18 protein-coding genes and 1 tRNA gene are annotated in these 18137 nt (G+C 54.3%); 8 read left to right on the forward strand and 11 right to left on the reverse strand.

Annotated features, from left to right (window positions below):
- Nucleotides 1-20: 20 nt before the first annotated feature.
- On the reverse strand, nt 21-2054 hold the full coding sequence (locus IGQ15_RS11695) for a flavin-dependent dehydrogenase (protein ID WP_297052034.1): 2034 nt from the start codon (nt 2052-2054) through the stop codon (nt 21-23).
- 113 nt (nt 2055-2167) lie between these two features.
- On the opposite strand from IGQ15_RS11695, the gene IGQ15_RS11700 reads away from it, so the two are divergent.
- The gene (locus IGQ15_RS11700; protein ID WP_297052036.1) at nt 2168-2437 is read left to right on the forward strand and encodes a hypothetical protein; all 270 of its coding nucleotides are present in this window, start codon (nt 2168-2170) and stop codon (nt 2435-2437) included.
- On the opposite strand, the gene ruvC is transcribed toward IGQ15_RS11700, so the two are convergent.
- From ruvC to psb29, 4 genes are read right to left on the reverse strand one after another with little or no spacing between them, the layout of a single operon-like run.
- Entirely contained in the window at nt 2387-2866 is a 480-nt protein-coding gene (ruvC, locus tag IGQ15_RS11705; RefSeq protein WP_297052039.1) for a crossover junction endodeoxyribonuclease RuvC, read from the reverse strand. The two genes, IGQ15_RS11700 and ruvC, sit on opposite strands and share 51 nt — an antisense overlap.
- Nucleotides 2867-2871: 5 nt before the next feature.
- Nucleotides 2872-4074 (reverse strand): NAD(P)/FAD-dependent oxidoreductase, encoded by a 1203-nt coding sequence (locus tag IGQ15_RS11710; RefSeq protein WP_297052041.1) that lies wholly within the window; start codon nt 4072-4074, stop codon nt 2872-2874.
- On the reverse strand, nt 4071-4817 hold the full coding sequence (locus IGQ15_RS11715; RefSeq protein WP_297052043.1) for an HAD family hydrolase: 747 nt from the start codon (nt 4815-4817) through the stop codon (nt 4071-4073). The genes IGQ15_RS11710 and IGQ15_RS11715 overlap by 4 nt, the downstream gene beginning before the upstream one ends.
- A 12-nt stretch (nt 4818-4829) precedes the next feature.
- Complete coding sequence (psb29, locus tag IGQ15_RS11720) at nt 4830-5471, reverse strand: photosystem II biogenesis protein Psp29 (protein WP_297052046.1); 642 nt, start codon at nt 5469-5471, stop codon at nt 4830-4832.
- A 71-nt stretch (nt 5472-5542) separates the two neighbouring features.
- Here psb29 and IGQ15_RS11725 point away from each other — a divergent pair, with 71 nt between their 5' ends.
- Nucleotides 5543-5893, forward strand: coding sequence for a DUF309 domain-containing protein (locus tag IGQ15_RS11725; RefSeq protein ID WP_297052049.1), 351 nt, complete (start codon nt 5543-5545; stop codon nt 5891-5893).
- A gap of 49 nt (nt 5894-5942) precedes the next feature.
- Here IGQ15_RS11725 and dnaX read toward each other — a convergent pair whose 3' ends face one another.
- From dnaX to IGQ15_RS11750, 5 genes are all read right to left on the reverse strand, one after another.
- The gene (gene dnaX / locus IGQ15_RS11730; RefSeq protein WP_297052051.1) at nt 5943-8471 is read right to left on the reverse strand and encodes a DNA polymerase III subunit gamma/tau; all 2529 of its coding nucleotides are present in this window, start codon (nt 8469-8471) and stop codon (nt 5943-5945) included.
- 141 nt (nt 8472-8612) lie between these two features.
- A complete protein-coding gene (locus IGQ15_RS11735; RefSeq protein WP_297052054.1) occupies nt 8613-8873 on the reverse strand; it encodes a TM2 domain-containing protein in 261 nt (86 codons plus the stop codon).
- A gap of 130 nt (nt 8874-9003) precedes the next feature.
- The gene (gene ndhN, locus IGQ15_RS11740) at nt 9004-9456 is read right to left on the reverse strand and encodes a photosynthetic/respiratory NAD(P)H-quinone oxidoreductase subunit N (RefSeq protein ID WP_297052057.1); all 453 of its coding nucleotides are present in this window, start codon (nt 9454-9456) and stop codon (nt 9004-9006) included.
- 69 nt (nt 9457-9525) lie between these two features.
- Nucleotides 9526-10197, reverse strand: a complete 672-nt coding sequence (locus IGQ15_RS11745; protein ID WP_297052061.1) for a DUF1614 domain-containing protein — start codon at nt 10195-10197, stop codon at nt 9526-9528.
- A 17-nt stretch (nt 10198-10214) separates the two neighbouring features.
- Nucleotides 10215-11459, reverse strand: a complete 1245-nt coding sequence (locus IGQ15_RS11750) for a protein kinase (protein ID WP_297052063.1) — start codon at nt 11457-11459, stop codon at nt 10215-10217.
- A gap of 259 nt (nt 11460-11718) precedes the next feature.
- On the opposite strand from IGQ15_RS11750, the gene IGQ15_RS11755 reads away from it, so the two are divergent.
- From IGQ15_RS11755 to IGQ15_RS11770, 4 genes are all read left to right on the forward strand, one after another.
- Nucleotides 11719-11791: transfer RNA gene (locus IGQ15_RS11755), tRNA-Thr, on the forward strand.
- Between the two features lie 99 nt (nt 11792-11890).
- On the forward strand, nt 11891-13372 hold the full coding sequence (locus IGQ15_RS11760; protein ID WP_297052066.1) for a serine/threonine-protein kinase: 1482 nt from the start codon (nt 11891-11893) through the stop codon (nt 13370-13372).
- 10 nt (nt 13373-13382) lie between these two features.
- Entirely contained in the window at nt 13383-14138 is a 756-nt protein-coding gene (locus IGQ15_RS11765) for an MBL fold metallo-hydrolase (RefSeq protein WP_297052068.1), read from the forward strand.
- 2 nt (nt 14139-14140) lie between these two features.
- Nucleotides 14141-14632 carry a phosphate-starvation-inducible PsiE family protein gene (locus IGQ15_RS11770; RefSeq protein WP_297052071.1) on the forward strand — a complete coding sequence of 164 codons (492 nt, stop codon included), beginning with the start codon at nt 14141-14143 and terminating at the stop codon, nt 14630-14632.
- Here the strand turns inward: IGQ15_RS11770 and IGQ15_RS11775 are convergent.
- On the reverse strand, nt 14609-15472 hold the full coding sequence (locus tag IGQ15_RS11775) for a prephenate/arogenate dehydrogenase (protein WP_297052074.1): 864 nt from the start codon (nt 15470-15472) through the stop codon (nt 14609-14611). The two genes, IGQ15_RS11770 and IGQ15_RS11775, sit on opposite strands and share 24 nt — an antisense overlap.
- A gap of 268 nt (nt 15473-15740) precedes the next feature.
- Here IGQ15_RS11775 and IGQ15_RS11780 point away from each other — a divergent pair, with 268 nt between their 5' ends.
- Both IGQ15_RS11780 and IGQ15_RS11785 read left to right on the forward strand, forming a co-directional pair.
- Nucleotides 15741-16868, forward strand: a complete 1128-nt coding sequence (locus IGQ15_RS11780) for an HhoA/HhoB/HtrA family serine endopeptidase (RefSeq protein ID WP_297052081.1) — start codon at nt 15741-15743, stop codon at nt 16866-16868.
- A gap of 1 nt (nt 16869) precedes the next feature.
- The gene (locus IGQ15_RS11785) at nt 16870-18132 is read left to right on the forward strand and encodes a phospholipid carrier-dependent glycosyltransferase (RefSeq protein WP_297052077.1); all 1263 of its coding nucleotides are present in this window, start codon (nt 16870-16872) and stop codon (nt 18130-18132) included.
- Nucleotides 18133-18137: the final 5 nt, after the last annotated feature.

The raw sequence follows: 18137 nt of genomic DNA on the forward strand, positions 1-18137 counted from the left end.
CAACACCTTTGTTCCCAAGGTTAGCGAGGGGAAACGGCTTGATCAACTCTAGGGGTTGGCAGCGGTGCCAAAGGACGCTCAAGGCGGGGTTGCCCCACAGAATAACTCAGGGCATAGCTGTGCACCAAGAGCCAAAACCAAAGTTGCGGTGCCAAGGGTTCTAGCCACGGTTGACAACGGCGCACCAAGGGGGGCAGCCAAAACCCAAAGAGGGCATGGTACAGGGCATCCAAGCTAAAACTGAGGTAGCTTTGCAGCCAATGCAGCAGATCCCCAACCCCCACCATTTCGTAGATCCACCAAAGGAGGCCAGGGTTTTGCCAAGCAGCTCGCAGTGCCATACGGTTAAAGGGGAGCCAGCCAGCACGGTCTTTGATAAAGCGATCAGCCAATTCGGGGGATTCCTGTCCGAGAATGCCAAAAAAGGTGTTGAGCATGGCATTCACCCGCTCTGGCGGGAGGGGGCGATCGCTAGGTACCATCATTCCCCGCGAGAAGAGCCATGTCACCGCTGTATTGCTCTGATAAGCGCGAATTTGGTTGAGAAATTGCTTTTGCACAAGGTCATGACGCAGGGCGGTATCCAGTAGATCCGTCAAGCGTGGCAGGTTGCGCACCAGCGAGCCAAAGCCGGTAAATACTAAGGGGGATTGCAGTGAGGCGGCATCGCCAATGGCCAAGACGCGATCAAATGCCACGGCGCGATCGCCCCGGTGGTGGCTAAAGTAGCCGGGGATGTAACCAAACGTCGGCTTGACCCAAGTCAGTTGATCTAAATCGCAGCGGCGGTACTCCGGCAAGATCGTAAAGAAGTCTTCGTAAAGTTCCAGCAAAGAGCCGGGAAACTCTGGCTGAATATGGTGATAGTGAAAAAGATAAATCGTGCGCTCTTCCCCTGCCCCCGGAAACAGTTCCCAAATGAGTTGCCGTCCCCGCGAAATATCACCATGGCTAAAGAGTACATCGCCATAATCGCCATCCCAAACCTGCGGGGCAATGCCTTTGACGATCGCCCCCACCGTCGGACAAACACTATCGTAGGTACGACCACCGTTCAGTTGACGGGCAATGGGGGAGGCAGTCCCCATCGCATCCACGAGGACACGGGCGATCGCCTGTCGCTGTGCTTGGGTCTGGCGGTGCTGGGTTTGCAGAACCACACCATTCGGATGAATCGTAGCGGTCTCAAATTCTGTCCAATCCCAAATCTCACCGCCCGCTTGGCGCAGTTTCTCACCGCACAGATGCAGGAATTTTGCCGAGTCGAGGGCAATATTGAGAACCGTCGGGGTGTGCAGTATGGGTGCCCGACAATGGGGAGGACTAGTGGCATCAAAGAACTTGTTAAAGCCATCGCGGTACTCGCGGGCAATCAGGCTCTCAAACTCCGCAGCTGTAAACAAGCCCAGATCAATCAGGCTCTGAAATTCCATGCGGGAGATATTCCACTCCCGATTCATCCGGCCAAAGGGCAACCGCTCGATCACCAACACCCGATAGCCCAACCGCGCCATCACTGCTGCGTGGATCACCCCCAAGGCACCCCCCACATAAACTAGATCGTAGCGAGGGGGATCACAGGGCGTCGTTGCAGTGTGCAATACCGGAAGCGGAGGCGTGGGGTACCGCCAGCGTTGCTCCCACCAATAGACCCGCTCTAAATCCGCCTCACCTTGGGGCATGCGTTGGAAGTATTTCACGGTCAGCGGATAGTGCTCGGCCAAGGCTTCAAAAATCGTCTTGTCAGCAGGCCAAGGCGGAAGCACCGCAGGTTTGAGGGGAAAGGCCAAACGCAGCTCCCGCTGAAGCTGTTGGACACAGGCACGCTCCTGCGGCAAAGGCTGCTCTCCCCAGCGCATCACCTTGAGGTATGTTGTGCGTTGCACACTCCACAGGAAAATGGCGAGTTCTGTGGTGCTACTGGAAACCCGCCAACAGCCGCCGCTCGATTTGGGTATAATGGCGCCAATGCGTGGCTCAAAGGTGTGATGCAGCCAGTGAATAACCGCTGCGGTATCGGGAGTGGGCACCTCAAGGTATAGAAGTTCTTGCATTTTGTTTGAAAAGTCGGCTAAGGAGCTTGACAACGGTACGATTTGGCGTAAACTGCACTGTACTAAACAGTTTAAGCAGAATTTACGAGTTCTCAGAATTGCCCTGTTGCTCTATGCATTATCCCATTCCAAGGAGTCTCGAAGAAATAGCGGCCCTCAGCCGGCAGCCTGTCAGTGAAGAGGTGGTGGTGGCAGCGATCGCCGGCGTGATTACGATTTGCCGTGCCGAAGGCCACAGTCTAGCGCAGGTTCAGGAATGGGTACTCGCAGACGATGATCTTCTGGATCAAAAAACGCGTCAATGGCTCAGTGAAGCAGTGGAGGTGGCTTGGTTAAGTGTTGATACCGTTGCAGTGACGACTGGCCGTGAGGGCGATCGCTAGGGCATCGGCAGCGTCATCGGGCTTGGGAAGCGTGCTGAGATGGAGGTCCCGTTGCACCGCCTGTTGAACGTCTATTTTTGCAGCATTGCCATAGCCAGTGAGGGCTTGCTTCACTTGGGGAGGGGTGAATTCCATTAGGGGACAGTGCAGTTGACTCAGGACTAAAAGAATTACGCCCCGTGCTTGAGCAACCACAATCGTATGGCTCATTTTGTAGAAAAAGAGGCGCTCCAAAGCCACTAAATCCGGTTGGAGGGCAGGAATTAGCGTGTGCAGATCGGTGTAGAGACTCTGGAGGCGATCGCCCATCGGGGCAGCCGTAGGAGTTGTGATCACGCCGAAATCACACACTTGGCAGGTGTTACCGTGGATCTCAATACAGCCATAGCCAAGGGTAGCAAGGCCGGGGTCTAGGCCAAGGATGCGCACACGTTCTAGTTCACGGTGCCGGTCAACAGATCCAAAATTGGCTTCGCCATCCAGTTCAACCCCACCTTCAGTTGATGTTCAAGGGTGGGCATGCGGTAGAGGTAGGCCAGTCGCCGTGCCAAGTAGGCTAGAGGACCATCGAGGGTCAGTCCCAGCCCTGCCAAGGCAGCGCGATCGGTACCGAGGGTGAGCATTTCACCGAGATGGGAATAACGACAGGGAAGTAGCGGGCGATCGCTCAGACTGGCCCAAAGATTCCAAGCGGCATAATCCGCCTCTTGAAAAGCCGCCTGCGCCGTATGGGGAATCGCTTGGCCTTGCTCATCCACGGCATCCGCAGCATCCCCAAGGGCAAAAATCTCTGGGTGATCAACAACCTGTAATGTGGGTATCACCTGAAGGCGCCCTGTGGACGTTTTGGGCAAATCAAGGGCAGCAATCACGGGTGAAACCGCTGTACCCACGGTCCATAGGACAATATCAACGGGCAGATCATCAACACGGTCTTTGTATTGCAGGGAAATCCGATCAGCAGTGACAGCAACCGGAGTTGTTTGCAAATCAATCCAAACCCCCCGCTCTTCAAGGGCACGCAGAGCCGCCTTGCGATTAAATTCTTGGGAAGACTTGAGGATCTCGGTGTTGCGATCCACAAGGCGAATACGCCCTCGGCTCCCCAAGCGCTCCGCCAGTTTACAGGCCAATTCCACCCCACTCGGACCAGCGCCAACCACGACAACGCGAATGCGATCGCGATCGGAGCGCTCACAGCGTTGCAGCGCCTCTTCCAGACGGTAGGCGTCACTGAGGGTACGGAAGGTTACGGCGTACTCTGCCACACCGGGGATACTGTTTTTCGGCGTTTCCCCCCCTAGGGCGAGAACCAATTTTTCATAGGTGAGGGGCTTGCCCTCGCTCAAGTGAACTGTTTTTGCCTTGAGATCAATAGCGGTCACCGTTCCCTGATGAAAGACTACTGGTGTATCCTTAAGCAACTCCACAAAGGGCGGCGCAATTTCCCACGCCTGTAGCTCCCCCGTAATTAATTCGTAAAGGAGGGGAGTAAACACAAAGCGATCGCTGTGATCTACAAGGGTGATCTCTGGAGGCGCAGACCAAGGAAATTGAGCAAGGCGGAGGGCGGTATAAAGCCCGCCAAAACCACCACCCAGAATACAAATTTGGCTTGTCACCGCTGATTCCGTCATGATGTTGTCCTCCTCAGTATAACTTGCGCACCTGTGAGGTCAGTAATTTGGGGCACGGCTAGGCTCTGGTTGGGGGCTGGATCCGGCAACAATGGGCGATCGCGCCGCAGCCAAATTGCTTGGAGACCAGCGCCTTGGGCACCGAGGACATCATCCTCCCAACTATCGCCAATGTGCCACACCCGAGACGTCCCATAGGGGGTCACTGCCCGCTCAAAGATTAGCCGATCCGGTTTTGCCGCTCCCACTTCACTAGAAATCCACACCTCCTGGAAAAACGGCGCTAACCCCAAGGCCTCGAGAACACCATACAAACGGCTATCAAAATTCGACACCACCATCAAGGGAATCCCCTGCGCCTGCCAATCCTTCAAAGCAGGCAAGACATCCTCATAAACAGACCAAGGTTCAGCTGTGGCGTAGTAGGCAAAGACAGGGGCAAAAAACGTATCAAAATCAGCAAATTGATCCAAGACGCCCACGCGGCGAAATGTGTCTGCTGCAGCCCGTTGCCACCACCGCAATTCTGCCTTTGCCCGTTGTGAAGCCTCAAGATCAGGGAAAGCGCAGGGCGGGGCGGCCTTAAAGGCCTTAAAGAAGGCCACATCCAATGCGGCTGGATCCACTTGAACCCCGACTTCGGCAGCAAAGCGACCATAAACGGTACCCACGGATTCCCGTAGGCCAAAGAGGGTGCCGACCGCATCGAGGGTAATGAGTTGGGGCGGATCAAGCGGGGGCATCGGAACTGGCATCTACAGCGGGGGGGAAGGGGCCTCCTGAGCACGGCGCTTGCGTTCTTGCTCCACAAGTTCTTTCATGAGACTGCGAGCCTGATTGATTTTGTCGAGGTTGCTGCGGTAGAGTTCGAGATCGCGCTTGACTTTCTCAATCGGCAGCTTAATGACGGGAGCGAGTTGATCCAGTGTTTCGTTGAGATTTGTTGTCAGATTCCCCGCCAACTCCTGAAGGAAGGCATAGAGTCCCACCGCATGAAGGCGGCTATATTTGCCCGCGTGGTTGAGGCTGTTGAGGGGGGCACTGGGTTGGTTACTGTTAAGTTCATCCAGGATTTGACTCAAGGGGCAGCCTTGATACTGTTGCCAACTGGCGGCATCCTCCTTAAGCTGTTGCGGGTTCATTTCCTCAGCCACACAGAGGGCATGGAAAATACTGGCGCGATCGCCCTCGGGCTGATACCCCTCCATAAATTGGTCAAAGGCGGTAACAACCCCAAGGGCAAATAGGGGAGAGTAGCGAAAATCTACATTGACGCGCAGCAAGTGGATTTCGACCAGCAGTTCTTCAATAAAGCGACGGTAGATCGAGTGAATCGGTCGCGTATGAGCCGCATAAAAGGCGCGTTTGGTATCAGAGACAGTTCGAGGATGTTGCACAAGCTCTGCCGATATTCGTTAAAAAATGTCATGATTCTTTACTATTATCGCCCATTGCGCTTTCCCAATCAATGATGCGTCCTGAGCTTGCCCTAGCCATCACTCAATTCAACAGCGGCGAATTCTATGCCTGTCATGACACCCTCGAAGCTCTCTGGTTAGAGGCCAGTGAACCCGAGCGCACCTTTTACCAAGGCCTGCTGCAGATTGCCGTGGCCTGCTATCACCTGAGTCGGGGCAACCAGCGGGGAGCGATTTTGTTGTTGGGGGAAGGGCGGCGTCGCCTTGAACAGTGTGATCCAGACTTTTGCAGCCTAGACTTGACAACCTTTTTGACGGCGGTGGCGGAGTTACAGGCGCAGCTTCAGACCCCCCTTGGCTCAGAGCCGAAAATTGAGTTGCACCTTGCTGTTTCCCAATAGATTATCAGGTCTAGCATCACTAGAAGCATGGGACGCTTACAACGGCACTCTAAAACTCAAGCTCATCCTCTTCAAACGCTTCAGCAATTGGGGTGTCTGGACTTTCTCCCTCATCGGGTAAGCGAATAACCACCCCGTTAAAGAATCGTGCTAGTTTTTCGGCGGATTCACGCACAGGGTCCGGGGCAGTGGTGAGAGGGGGTGACGGGGGAGCAGGGGTTGGTTCTACGGAGGGTAGCGGTGATTCTTCCCGTGGCCGAAAGGGAACGACGACAGCGGATTGCGGTGGCCCCTTGGTTTTTAGCGCAGGCGCGGTTTTGTGGGGTAGGGGAGCAATCTCAAAGGTGACTTTGATGCGGCGGCCTAGAACTTGGGAAAAGGCGGCTTCAATTTTGGCTTGGTTATTCTTCGTCAGATTTAACAGTGTTTGATTAACAATGCCGATGTGCACCTCGCGATCGCTAATTTGTCGCAGATGACCATGTTGCGAGAGCAGAGCATAGGTGCTCATTTGCATCTGCTGCAAGACCTGTAGTGCCTGTTCCCACACAGGTTCGGTATGATCGGCGCGCGGTTCAGGGGTTGGCTTGGGTTTGGGAGTTGGCGCAACCGTGTCTTTCGTGTCTTTAATTTGAGCCTGTTTAACTTCCGATTCCTTCGGGGATGCAGCAATGACTGGGGGGTCAGGCTTAGGGGGCGAGACAATCGTGAGTTTTGGACTGGCAATGGGCGCTACATTGGGCAGAGTGGATTGGGGTGCCGTCTCCGTCATCAGCCCCAGAATACTGATTTCCAGCCAGAGACGGGGTTGATTGCTCTGTTTGATTTGGCTTTCACAGGTGCGCAGATGTTGTTGGGCGTGCAGAATCTCCTCAACTGACCATCCCTCAGCAAAGGCAATCAAAGCCTGCCAAGTTTCTGCTGTCAGGGCTACCAAGTCCTGCCGTTCAGGGACGGTTTTCGCCAAGAGCAAATCACGGTAGAGACTGGCCAGATTTTGCAGAATCGTCAGCGGATCGCGACCCCGTTCCAGTAATTGGCGGGTGTGTTCGAGAACGGCCACTGCATCGCGACGGGCGATCGCCGCCAACAATTGCCGCAGATCCTGTTCTGGTACCGCCCCGGCGAGTTGCCATACATGTTCTACCGTGATCCGTTCAGGATATAAGCTCAACTGATCCAGCAAGCTTTCAGCATCCCGCAATCCCCCTTGGGACAATTGTGCCACCAGCATCAAGGCCTCAGGCTCAATGTCAATTTGCTCCTTGGCAGCAATGTGCTGAAGGTGGGCAACCATCTCCCCTAGGGGAATCCGCCGAAAATCAAAGCGCTGACAGCGGGAAATAATGGTTGGCAGGACTCGCTGCGGATCCGTGGTGGCAAGGACAAAGACGACATGGGGCGGCGGCTCTTCTAGGGTTTTGAGGAGGGCATTGAAGGCCGACACACTGAGCATGTGGCAGTTATGCACCAATAGCCCATTGGCAACAAAGTTGTGGTTATCTTCCACCTCAATGTCATAAACTGGCTCAGTCCCAGCGGGGGTCACAGAGACGACCGTCTCCAAACTTGTATTCCATGGCAGAGATGGAAAACTGTCGGATGTCTGCCAAGAAGCTGCGGGTAGCGTCTGCTCCCAAGGCAATAATGTAGTTGTACTGCTTTTTAGTACGTACTCTTGTGTAGGATTGGACTTTTGCGGTGTATCCCAGATTGGTAAGCCACTCAGCGATGAGGGAGTTCTCGTCCTTGAAGTAGCCTTCAGTGTGAAACTGGATTTGGGGGCTGCCCTGTGGGCTAAGGCTGAGCAAACCGCCGTCCAAGTACCACTAAGCCAGTCCTTCCAAGGTGATTTGAGAGAGCCAAGCCATCGAGACAGTCTTTTGTCCAGCCTTGCCTTTAACACAGGCGAAAACGGCGACAAGATTCGGATTCCTACTGTGATGTCCCTTGCGGCTATCCATCCCCGATCCGTCCTAATGAGGTGATTTTCAGTACACCTGACCCTACGATGGGTCGTCTGAATTTCCAAGACATTGCGGGTGCCTTGATCAAGCCAGCGGACAATTCGCTTGAACTCCCATCGGCCGCTTTGCTCATTATAGCTGAGCACCTGCTTGCCCCTAATCGCTGGATCATCAATCCTCATCAGCCCCTCTTGGGTCAGCACGAGGGAATCACCCGTGAGGCATTCGTCAATCACATAGACTTTGTAGCGACACTGCACGGGGGCAAATTGCGCCTTCTCAATTAGTTCGCGAATGTTGTCCACCCCGGTGTGGCTGGCAGCATCAATTTCAATCACATCTAAACTGGTGCCATTGGCCACCTGCCGACAAACTTCGCACTGGCCACAGGGGTTGGGGGTAGGCTTGGGACTCTTCAGGCAGTTAAGGGACTTGGCCAAGATGCGGGCACTAGAGGTCTTACCCGTGCCTCGCGGACCACAAAAGAGATAGGCGGGGGCAATGCGCTCCTTAAGTAGGGCTTGGGTCAGTGTGGTGGCGATCACCCCTTGACCCACTAGATCTGCAAAGCGTTGGGGACGATATTTGTGATGCAGGGGTTCGTAGGTCACTGCTGGGCTGCAATGGATATGCAGAAGACGCTGGTGGTTGACTCAGTAATGCAAAAAGTAAATGCCGCGCATGTTATTTTAACAGGCCAACGATAGCCCTAGGCTCCCTGTCGGCGATCGCCCCCGAACCAGCCCTAGCTCCTAGAACCAGCCTTTTTTGCCCGCAATGTATGTTCTATAGAACTCTTCATCACTCTTGGTGAGATAGATAATGCCCTCGATCAGGCCAATGATGCCCATGATAGGGGCAGCCAAACCGCAGGTTAAAAGGCTCACCAACAGCATGATCAAGCCCTGGGTGTTGTAGCCAAGCACAAATTTGTGAATGCCAAGGGTACCCAAGAGGATACCGCAGAGGCCGGCTGCAATTTTCTTCCCTGAAATATCGGAATTCGAGGTCATCGTCCCTTCCCCAATGGTTATTTTTGATACAGCGCGATCGCACCCTCTTGGCCTATATCCTTCAGGGTTTTAAGGGGACTGTCAAGGGGCAAGTGGGCAGTTTGTTGATTGACGCAAGAAGTGTCCGGTCTTAAGCAGCAGTGACCCAATCAGCAAGGGGTTCCCAGCGCACATAGCGATCGCCCCCCACTTCCACCACCACTTTGAACTTCGGTAGGGTCTGGGTCAACTGTGCCAAGTAGGCAAATTCTTGCCTTGAGAGCCGCTTGCCATCAATCAGCCAGAGCACTAGTCCCTTGGCATTGGGGGGCAGGTTTTCCAAGTGGTAGGTCACTAGGGGGGGCTGGAAATAAACGCGAATGTCTTCTTTGCCCGTGTGAGCCGGACGAATCCCGTGCTCTTGAGTCAGGTAGGCTGCTAAATCCCCCAAGCCCGGTGCGCTCATGTGCAAGGTGGTATAGCCTTTGGAGCGCAGTCGCCGTTGATAACGACCCTCAAAACCGCCCTCCGGGGGAACAAAGAGTGCCAATGCCCCAGCGGATTCTAAATCCTTGACAAATTGATAGCCAGCCAGCAGACCCATAGATCCCTTCTCACAGGTTTTAGCATTCCATCCAGCACTTTATCATGGTCATTCCTACTGCGGGTATGCCTAAGTTAATAGCAGTGCAAATAACCCACATAAGGCAATACCATCAAAGACACCCGCGCCACCAATACTGAGCACTCCCGCCGACATCCGCTCAATTTCCCGTAGGTGGAGTAAATCTGCACCAATCAGCGTTCCCAGCACACCTCCGGCAAAGGCAATGGGTGCTGCCGCTACGCCCCCGGAAATCAAAATGGCCGTCATTGCTGCTGTTAGGGGGGCGATCAAAGCATTCATTTGAATACCAATCCCCGGTACCACCTGAGCAGCGTAATAACTGACAGCGGCCACAATCGCCGTCACCAAGAGAATCGCCAAGGGACTGACGCGGGTAAATTGATAGAGGGCTAGCACCGTCGGGATCAAGCCGCCCCCCACATTCAGCGCCACAATCGTCTTTTGCTCAATTTTGCGCAGAGGAATGCCCCAAAACCGACTTAACCAGAGTTCTTCAAAGTCGGGAACAATGGCCACCGTAGAAACCCGCTCATAGAGGGGGATATTAATCGTACTGCCGAGAATCACAAGCAGCAGTAGCACTGAGGCAGCAGTGGGTGAAAAGCCCAACTTGGCAACGGCCACTTGTACGGTATCGAGGGCGATCGCTAGCCAAAGGAAAGGCAGCGACAGTAGCAGCAGCACAAAGAGTAGAGCAGTAACCGGCAGATAAATCATAGGAATTGACGATCACGTTAAACTTGCAAAGATTCTTGGGGCAGTTCCGCAAGGGCTTCCTTGAGGGCTTTAGCCAGGGCGATCGCGGAAGGGTAGCGATCAGACAACAGAGGAGCCGTAGCACGGTGCAACACCTGTTTCAAGGGGTCAGGAATCTCGGGGCGATCCGAAACATCAAGGCGATGAAAGCCATCCCGGTGGCGATAGAAACGAATCGGACTCTCCCCCAACAGTAGAAAGGCTAGGGTTCCGCCCACAGCAAACACATCCGACTGAATAGTGGGTTTGCCCCTCATCTGTTCCGGGGCACTGTAGCCCTCCACAGCAATGCGGGTGCCACTGGGGGAATGCCCCAGTTCTTTGACCGCCCCAAAGTCAATCAAAACAATTTGGTTATCGCGCGATCGCACCAGTAGGTTACTGGGTTTGAGATCCCGGTGAATCACGGGTGGATCCTGATTGTGCAGATAGTCCAAGACACCGCAGGTTTGAATCATCCACTGCACCGCCTGAGGAATCGGCACCGTGCCATTGCGCAGTACCCAGCGCTCCAGGTCAATGCCATGAATGAGTTCCATGACCAAATAGCTTTTCCCATCCTCAACAAAAAAGTCATAAAAGCGGGGAATCCCTGCATGGTCAAGAAGTTGCAGAATGCGAGCTTCCCGTTCAAAGAGTTCCTGTGCCTTCTCATTGTCCTCCATATCAGACCGCAGTTCCTTGAGAACCCGCACCTCCGGTACCCTGCCAGTCCATCCCTCGGGGGGTTGCGCTTCACAGGCCAAGTAGGTTGTGCCAATGCCGCCATGCCCTAAAAGGCGCAGGATGTGATAGTTGCGTACGGTGCGCTGCACATTGAGGGGTTGACCACAATGAATGCAAAACAGATTCCCCGGCATATTACCGGCATGGGTACACTCGCTGAGGGTGGATACACTGCGGCGAAAGGTTTGCTCGTGGAATTCAAGAATTGGGCCTGTGGGTCCTAGCTGAATGAGGCTGCCACTGGCAAGTTTGCTCTCATCGACAAGGCGACCATCGACAAACGTCCCGATCGCCCCCAAACTTTTGAGATACCAACGCCCGAGATTTGCTGGATCCCGATAGCAACACAGTTCAGCATGATAGCGACTAATGAGAATATCATTGAGAATCACATCATTATCTGCGGCACGACCAATACGGATGGTCGTTTTAATCGGGAAACGCCATGTTTTGATTGGGGTACGTTTCCAAGGGTCTAACAGGTGCAGGATAATCACAGGCGTGCAACTGCCACAGCAAACTACAACCCCCTTCCCGTGGATGGAACACGTTCACAACAGTGAAAGCCAGTTATGTATTCCATCTTTGAGAGCAAGGCTGTAATCAGAATTTAGCTTATTTTCCTCGGTTTTGTGGATGCTCGTTGTAGTTCACAATGAAGGGTATGATGAAAGGTACAAGATAATAATTGTCAGTTTCATTTGCAAATGCTCAGGGTTCCCGCTGCTGCCAAAGCATAGTACACTAAGGAGTAATGCTGGTGTAGCTCAGTTGGTAGAGCAACTGACTTGTAATCAGTAGGTCGTCGGTTCGAGTCCGACCATCAGCTTTACTCGGTGTGCGCCCAAAAAGTATTGGGTCTTTGATTCAGCCGTGCCTGCCATGACAGCACTATGATGATCAAGGAAACGATCGCGCCACCCCTGCCATGCTTGTCTACTGCACCCGTCCCTACTGTCGTTGTCCTCAAAACGATGTTCCAGACTTAGACAACCCCAACAAACGCTACAGTCGCGTGGCGGAGCGGTTTTGTACGGCCTGTGGGATGCCCTTGATTCTACGGGGACGATACGTTGCAGAGCGGGTTTTGGGTCAGGGGGGATTTGGGGCGGCCTATCTAGCACGGGATTTGGATACCCCCGGTCGGCGTGAGTGTGTGATTAAGCAATTTCGTCCCAACGTGTCCGATCCCCAGAGCCGGCAAAAGGCGCTGGAACTTTTTGAGCGAGAGGGTCAAGTTCTCGATCAACTGGGGCAGCATGCTCAGATTCCTGATTTACTGGCATTTTTTGCTGAAGAAGTCCCCAGTGTGGATGGACAAGAGGTAGAGCAGTATTTCTACTTGGTACAGGAATATATTGACGGCGAAACCCTCGAGGATGAACTGCAAGAAAAGGGGCCCTTTAGTGAGGAAGACGTGCGGCAGGTGCTGCGGGAACTCCTACCTGTGTTGCAGTACGTCCATGACCACGGCTCGATCCACCGTGATATCAAGCTCTCGAATATTATGCGCCAGCACCCCAGCAAGACAAAGCTTCCCGGCCAAGGGCGGCTCTACCTGCTGGATTTTGGTGCGGTGAAGCAGATTTCCCAAGCAGGGGGACAACAAGGACACTTTACGGGTATTTATACCCAATACTATGGGCCACCGGAACAAGCACGGGGGGAACGGGTCTATCCCAGTTCAGATCTTTATGCCTTGGCGGTGACCTGTATTGTACTGCTGACGGGTAAAGATCCCAGTGAGCTATTCGATGCCTATAACAACCGCTGGCATTGGCATTCCTATGCCCAAGTCAGTCCAAAACTGCAAGCCATTCTCGATCGCATGCTACAACCCGCTCCTAGCGATCGCTACCAATCGGCGGCAGAGGTTTTAGCAGACTTAAATGCTTCCCCTACCCCTGTCCCAGCACCACAACCAGTAACGCCAGCTCCTTCCCCGCCACCCGTAGTGTCACAACCGGCACCCCCTCCTTCACCTGCACCGGTGACGCCACCCACCAGCACACCGCGTCCGAAAGCAAAACCGCCCCGCCAGCCTGCGCCCCCCTTACCGGCATTGAAAATTCTCATTGGCGCTGGCTTTACGGGCTTTGAAATGACGGCCTTGGGGTTGATGATTTTTAGTTTGATGACGGCTTGGCAGTTGCCCGTTGGTGTGAGTGCGGGGCTAATTGGTGCTCTATTTGCCTTCTTGGTGTTTTTGCAGTACAAGCGCTGGATTGAACACTGGGAGCAGTTGATCATTGCGGTCATTTCAGGGGCAGTCCTCTTTTCTGTGCCCCTCTTGCAAGCGGGATTAGGGGGTGTGACAGCGCTGCTCATTTGTGGTTTAGTGGGGTTGGGTTGTGTGGTTATGGGCAACATCTTCTTACTGATTTACAACACCTTGGCGCGGTTCCTGTAGGAGCAGGGCAATGCAGTTAACGTGGTTGGAGAGTAATACTTGGTTATGGGAGTTGGGGAATACGCGGATTTTGGTTGATCCGTGGTTTGTGGGGGCATTGACCTTTGGCAACACGCCGTGGCTGTTTCAGGCGGAGCGATCGCGCCCCTGTGTCCTACCGACCGATGTGGATTGCATTTTGCTCTCCCAAGGGCTACCGGATCACTGCCATGAACCTACCCTCCGCACCTGCGATCGCGCCCTACCGGTCATTGCCTCCCCCAGTGCCGCCAAAATTGCCCAGAGCCTTGGCTTTGAAACGGTGATTTCCCTTAGCCCCCACCAAACCTACACGTACCGCGATCTCACGATCCAAGCCACCAAGGGCGCCAGTATCGGCCCTAGTCAACAGGAAAATGGTTACGTTCTGCGCTGGGGCACTCAAAGTCTTTACTATGAACCCCACGGCTGTCATGATTTGTGGCTGCGCACCTATGGCAAGGTGGATGTGGTGATTACGCCTCTGTTGGATGTCTGTTTACCCATCGTAGGTGCGATTCTCAAGGGGGGCAAAACGGTATTGGAATTGGGGCAATGGCTTCAGCCCAAGGTAATGATCACTACCGCTGGCAATGGTACCCTCCGCCTTCAGGGATGGCTACCGCGACTGCTCTCAGTTCAGGGAACCCTTGAGGAACTGCAAGTGTCGTTTCAGCAACTTGGCTTAGAGACCCGTTTGGTGGCACCAGTGGCCTACACTCCCCTTGTTCTTCTGGCTGAGGCCTAGGGATGCGACGCTGGCTACGGCCTTTGATTCTCTTTTGGCAAGAGACGAGCCTTCTACTTCAGGACAATCAGCGGTTTTTGCAGTTGCTCACTCAGATGGAGGGGGTTGCAACCCGCGTGTTGGCGATCGGGATGTTGATTGTGGTCATTGTCGCCATCCTTGATTTGGGGCGGATTTTGGTCACAGACTTGTTCTCACCACCGCTGGGTCAATTTAGCCTTGAGCTGGTGAAGATCTTTGGTTTGTTTCTCAATGTCCTTGTTGCCTTGGAGATTCTCGAAAATATTACCGCCTACCTGAAAACCCATGTCTCCTCGCAAATTGTGGAGCTGGTGATTGTTACGTCTTTAATTGCGATTGCCCGTAAACTCATCATTCTGGATATTAGTCGACCGGAAACTGTCGCCAAGCTCCTGGGGCTGGCGATCGCCATCTTGGCCTTATCTGCCAGTTACTGGATTGTGCGTCGTCTAAACTACCGGCGGCGTTCCTGAGGGATAGACCTGCTCGCGGTAAGCTTGCGCCTGTTCTAGGGTTGTTTGCAGCCGCTCCCAGTTCTCCTGTTCCACTTGGCGAATCAGATCATCAAGGGTGGCACGGTAGTGGATCAGGCAGTGGCGCACCGCCGCGCGATTATATTCTGCCATCATCCGTCCCAACTCTGGATTGCCGCCCCCAACACGGCTGGTATCGCGAAAGCCGGAGCTGGCCAACTGCTGTGCCAGCTTCCGAATCGGCTCATTGGCTTCTTGGGCATTAGCAAGAATCAGTGCTGCACTCACTAGGACGGGAAGGTGGGAAATCCAAGCAACGGCGCGATCGTGATCCGATGGGGTGGCATAGAGTAGCTTGGCGCCGAGATCATTGACCACGCCAGCCACACAATCAATGGCCCCCCTGTCAGTGTAGAGGGTTGGGGTGAGAACATAGGGGGCATTCTCAAAGAGATGGGCTTGCGCCGCTTCAATGCCGGATTCTGCGGTACCGGCCATCGGGTGCCCACCGACATAGCGGGGCCAGAGTTTTTCGAGGGCAGGAACAATTTCTCCCTTGGCGGATGCCACGTCTGTCAGTACCGTTTCTCGACTGAGATAGGGGGTAATGTCGAGAGCCACACTGAGAATGCTGCCAATGGGGGGACAGAGAAACACGAGATCAAGGGCACGCAAAATTGCTGGCTCTGTACTGCCCCAGTCAACGGCACCCTTGGCGATCGCCCGCTCACAGGTTTCAGGGCGCCGACTCAACCCAACCACATAATGCCCCTTTGCCCGCAGATCAATGCCCAGCGAACCACCAATGAGTCCCAGCCCGACGATGCCAATCCGCAGCATACCGCCCCTAAACTTAAGTACCTCTACGATTGTGACATTAACTCTTGTCCTTAAACTATGCAGATAGCGATGCAGATCGGTGCTGATAGGCCATCATCACTATTCCCAAGAGCACGAGGCCGATACAGATAGGGTAGGTATGGCCAAAATAAGAATCCACCAGCGATGCTGCTCTGAAATTGTACTTGCCATGGGTGAAAAACGACTCATCGGCTCTAGTGTCGTTCGATACAATGGGAGTTGAACTTTGTTGCGCTTTAGGCCACCAATGATGAAACGCCTTGCCCATTTGCTTCAGCAGACCCTCAAATGCTGCCTTGGCCTTGCCCTTGTTTGGTGCCTTAGTAGCGGTACACCGGCATGGGCAGCAGCGGCTCACCATAGTTTTGTGGCAGCCGCAGTGGAGCGGGTTGGCGATGCGGTTGTTCGCATTGATACCGAACGCACGATTGTGCGCACACCGGATCCCCTCTTGAGTGATCCCTTCTTTCGCCAATTTTTCCCCCGTCTAGCCTTACCCCCCCAAGAGGATCGGCTGCGGGGTCAGGGGTCGGGGTTTATCATTGATCCCAGTGGCATTGTCATGACCAACGCCCATGTGGTGAGTCAAGCAGATACGGTGACGGTGCGCCTCAAGGATGGCCGGGTCTTTGAGGGAGAAGTGCGCGGCGTGGATGAGGTATCTGATCTAGCGATTGTCAAACTGAAGGGGGTCACCGAACCATTGCCCACTGCGCCTCTTGGTGACTCCAGTGACGTGAAAGTGGGGGATTGGGCGATCGCCGTCGGGAATCCCCTTGGCCTTGATAACACAGTAACACTGGGCATTGTCAGTACACTCCACCGTTCCAGCGCCCAAGTGGGTATCCCCGATAAGCGCCTTGATTTTATTCAAACGGACGCGGCCATCAACCCCGGCAACTCTGGGGGGCCTTTGCTCAATGAAGAGGGGGAAGTCATTGGCATTAACACTGCCATTCGTGCCGACGCCATGGGGATTGGCTTCGCCATTCCAATCAATAAGGCCAAAGCTCTGCAACAGCGCCTGATTCGCGGTGAGAAAATTCAACACGCTTACATTGGCATTCAAATGACCACCTTCACGCCGGCAATGGCCAAGGAAAACAATGCTAACCCCAACTCACCAGTGATTCTGCCAGAGGTCAATGGCGTTCTCGTCCTGCAAGTGTTGCCCAATACGCCTGCAGCAAAAGCTGGTCTGCGCTGGGGGGATGTGATTACAGCCGTGGATGGGGAACGAATTACCAGTGCCGATCAATTGCAGGACATTGTCGATAGTGCCGCTGTGGGGCAAGTTCTCAACCTGACCGTTCAACGGGGCGATCGCAGCCAACGGATTGCGGTGCGGACAGCGGAGTTGCAGGGAGCGGCTTAGGATGCCCTTGGGGCTACTGCTGCTGTGGCTCTTTGCCCTTGCTACCCGCTTTTGGGGGCTGACGCGCTTTCCCACGCTGGTATTTGATGAGGTCTATTTTGCCCGCTTTGGCCGCAACTATCTCGCCGGTGTCCCTTTCTTTGATGCCCATCCCCCTCTGGGAAAATACCTGATTGCCCTGAGCATTTGGCTGGGGGGCGGCTTTCACCCTTGGGGCTATCGCTGCTTGAATGCCTTGATGGGATCACTGATTCCCGTGGCAGTGGCAGTGTTGGCCTATCTCCTGACGCGGCGATCGCGAGTTGCCCTGTTGTCGGGATGCTTCGTTGCTCTCGATGGCCTCTTTTTGGTGGAGTCCCGCTATGCTCTTATCAATGTGCCCCTGGTGCTCTTTGGCGTGGTTGGTCAAATTCTCTGGCTTTGGGGGTTGCGCTACCAAGGAAGCGCGCGATCGCTCTGGCTAATTGCCGCAGGCATTGCCTTTGGTGCCTGTGTCGCTGTGAAGTGGAGTGGCTTGGGATTTCTGTTGGGGGTGGGGTTTTTCTGGCTTCTCCAGCAGAGGTTGCCGCTGCCTGCTGAGTGGAAGACTCCCTACCAGTGGTGGCAGATGTGCCTACTGTTGCCCCTTGTCACCTTTGTGGTTTATACCCTGCTCTGGCTACCCCATCGCCAGTTTCATCCCCACCAGAGCCTACTTGACCTCCATCGCCAAATGTTTGACTTTCACCGCAGTGTTGCCAGTACTGCCCATCCCTACTGCTCGCCGTGGTGGTCTTGGCCACTCCTGCTGCGCCCCATGAGCTACTTTTTTCAGCGAGTGCGAACCCTCAGTGAACCGGTGCCGGTCATTGGCCCGCCCCTACCAATGGCAGATACCCAATGGGTTTATGCCGTCTATGCCCTCTTTAATCCCCCCCTTCTGTGGCTGGGCACCTTGGCCACGTTGACGCTTTTCCCCCTTGGATTAACTGCCCTCGCCGGCCGCTTTGTGCTCTTAAACTATGCTGCCAATCTCCTGCCCTGGGCACTGGTGAGCCGTTGTGTTTTTATCTATCACTATCTCCCCGCTGCCCTCTATAGTTTCATCACCTTGGCTTTGGTCTGGGAAGCCAGCCACGATTGGGGAGTGTGGGCACGCTGGGCACGCATTGCCGTCGTCGGGGTGATTGTTGGGAGCTTCCTTTACTGGCTCCCCCTGTATTTAGGACTACCCCTGACGCCCCACGGCTTTTTTAGGCGAATGTGGCTACGTTCTTGGATTTAGTTTAG

Origin of the sequence: Thermosynechococcus sp. M98_K2018_005 (assembly GCF_015295825.1) — a bacterium.
Taxonomy (GTDB): Bacteria; Cyanobacteriota; Cyanobacteriia; order Thermosynechococcales; family Thermosynechococcaceae; genus Thermosynechococcus.

Coding starts and splice junctions, on each gene's coding strand:
- IGQ15_RS11695 (WP_297052034.1), bottom strand. CDS start 2,054: ATGCAAGAACTTCTATACCTTGAGGTGCCCACTCCCGATACCGCAGCG.
- IGQ15_RS11700 (WP_297052036.1), top strand. CDS start 2,168: ATGCATTATCCCATTCCAAGGAGTCTCGAAGAAATAGCGGCCCTCAGC.
- IGQ15_RS11710 (WP_297052041.1), bottom strand. CDS start 4,074: ATGACGGAATCAGCGGTGACAAGCCAAATTTGTATTCTGGGTGGTGGT.
- IGQ15_RS11715 (WP_297052043.1), bottom strand. CDS start 4,817: ATGCCCCCGCTTGATCCGCCCCAACTCATTACCCTCGATGCGGTCGGC.
- IGQ15_RS11725 (WP_297052049.1), top strand. CDS start 5,543: ATGATGCGTCCTGAGCTTGCCCTAGCCATCACTCAATTCAACAGCGGC.
- IGQ15_RS11735 (WP_297052054.1), bottom strand. CDS start 8,873: ATGACCTCGAATTCCGATATTTCAGGGAAGAAAATTGCAGCCGGCCTC.
- ndhN (WP_297052057.1), bottom strand. CDS start 9,456: ATGGGTCTGCTGGCTGGCTATCAATTTGTCAAGGATTTAGAATCCGCT.
- IGQ15_RS11745 (WP_297052061.1), bottom strand. CDS start 10,197: ATGATTTATCTGCCGGTTACTGCTCTACTCTTTGTGCTGCTGCTACTG.
- IGQ15_RS11760 (WP_297052066.1), top strand. CDS start 11,891: ATGCTTGTCTACTGCACCCGTCCCTACTGTCGTTGTCCTCAAAACGAT.
- IGQ15_RS11765 (WP_297052068.1), top strand. CDS start 13,383: ATGCAGTTAACGTGGTTGGAGAGTAATACTTGGTTATGGGAGTTGGGG.
- IGQ15_RS11770 (WP_297052071.1), top strand. CDS start 14,141: ATGCGACGCTGGCTACGGCCTTTGATTCTCTTTTGGCAAGAGACGAGC.
- IGQ15_RS11775 (WP_297052074.1), bottom strand. CDS start 15,472: ATGCTGCGGATTGGCATCGTCGGGCTGGGACTCATTGGTGGTTCGCTG.
- IGQ15_RS11780 (WP_297052081.1), top strand. CDS start 15,741: ATGATGAAACGCCTTGCCCATTTGCTTCAGCAGACCCTCAAATGCTGC.
- IGQ15_RS11785 (WP_297052077.1), top strand. CDS start 16,870: ATGCCCTTGGGGCTACTGCTGCTGTGGCTCTTTGCCCTTGCTACCCGC.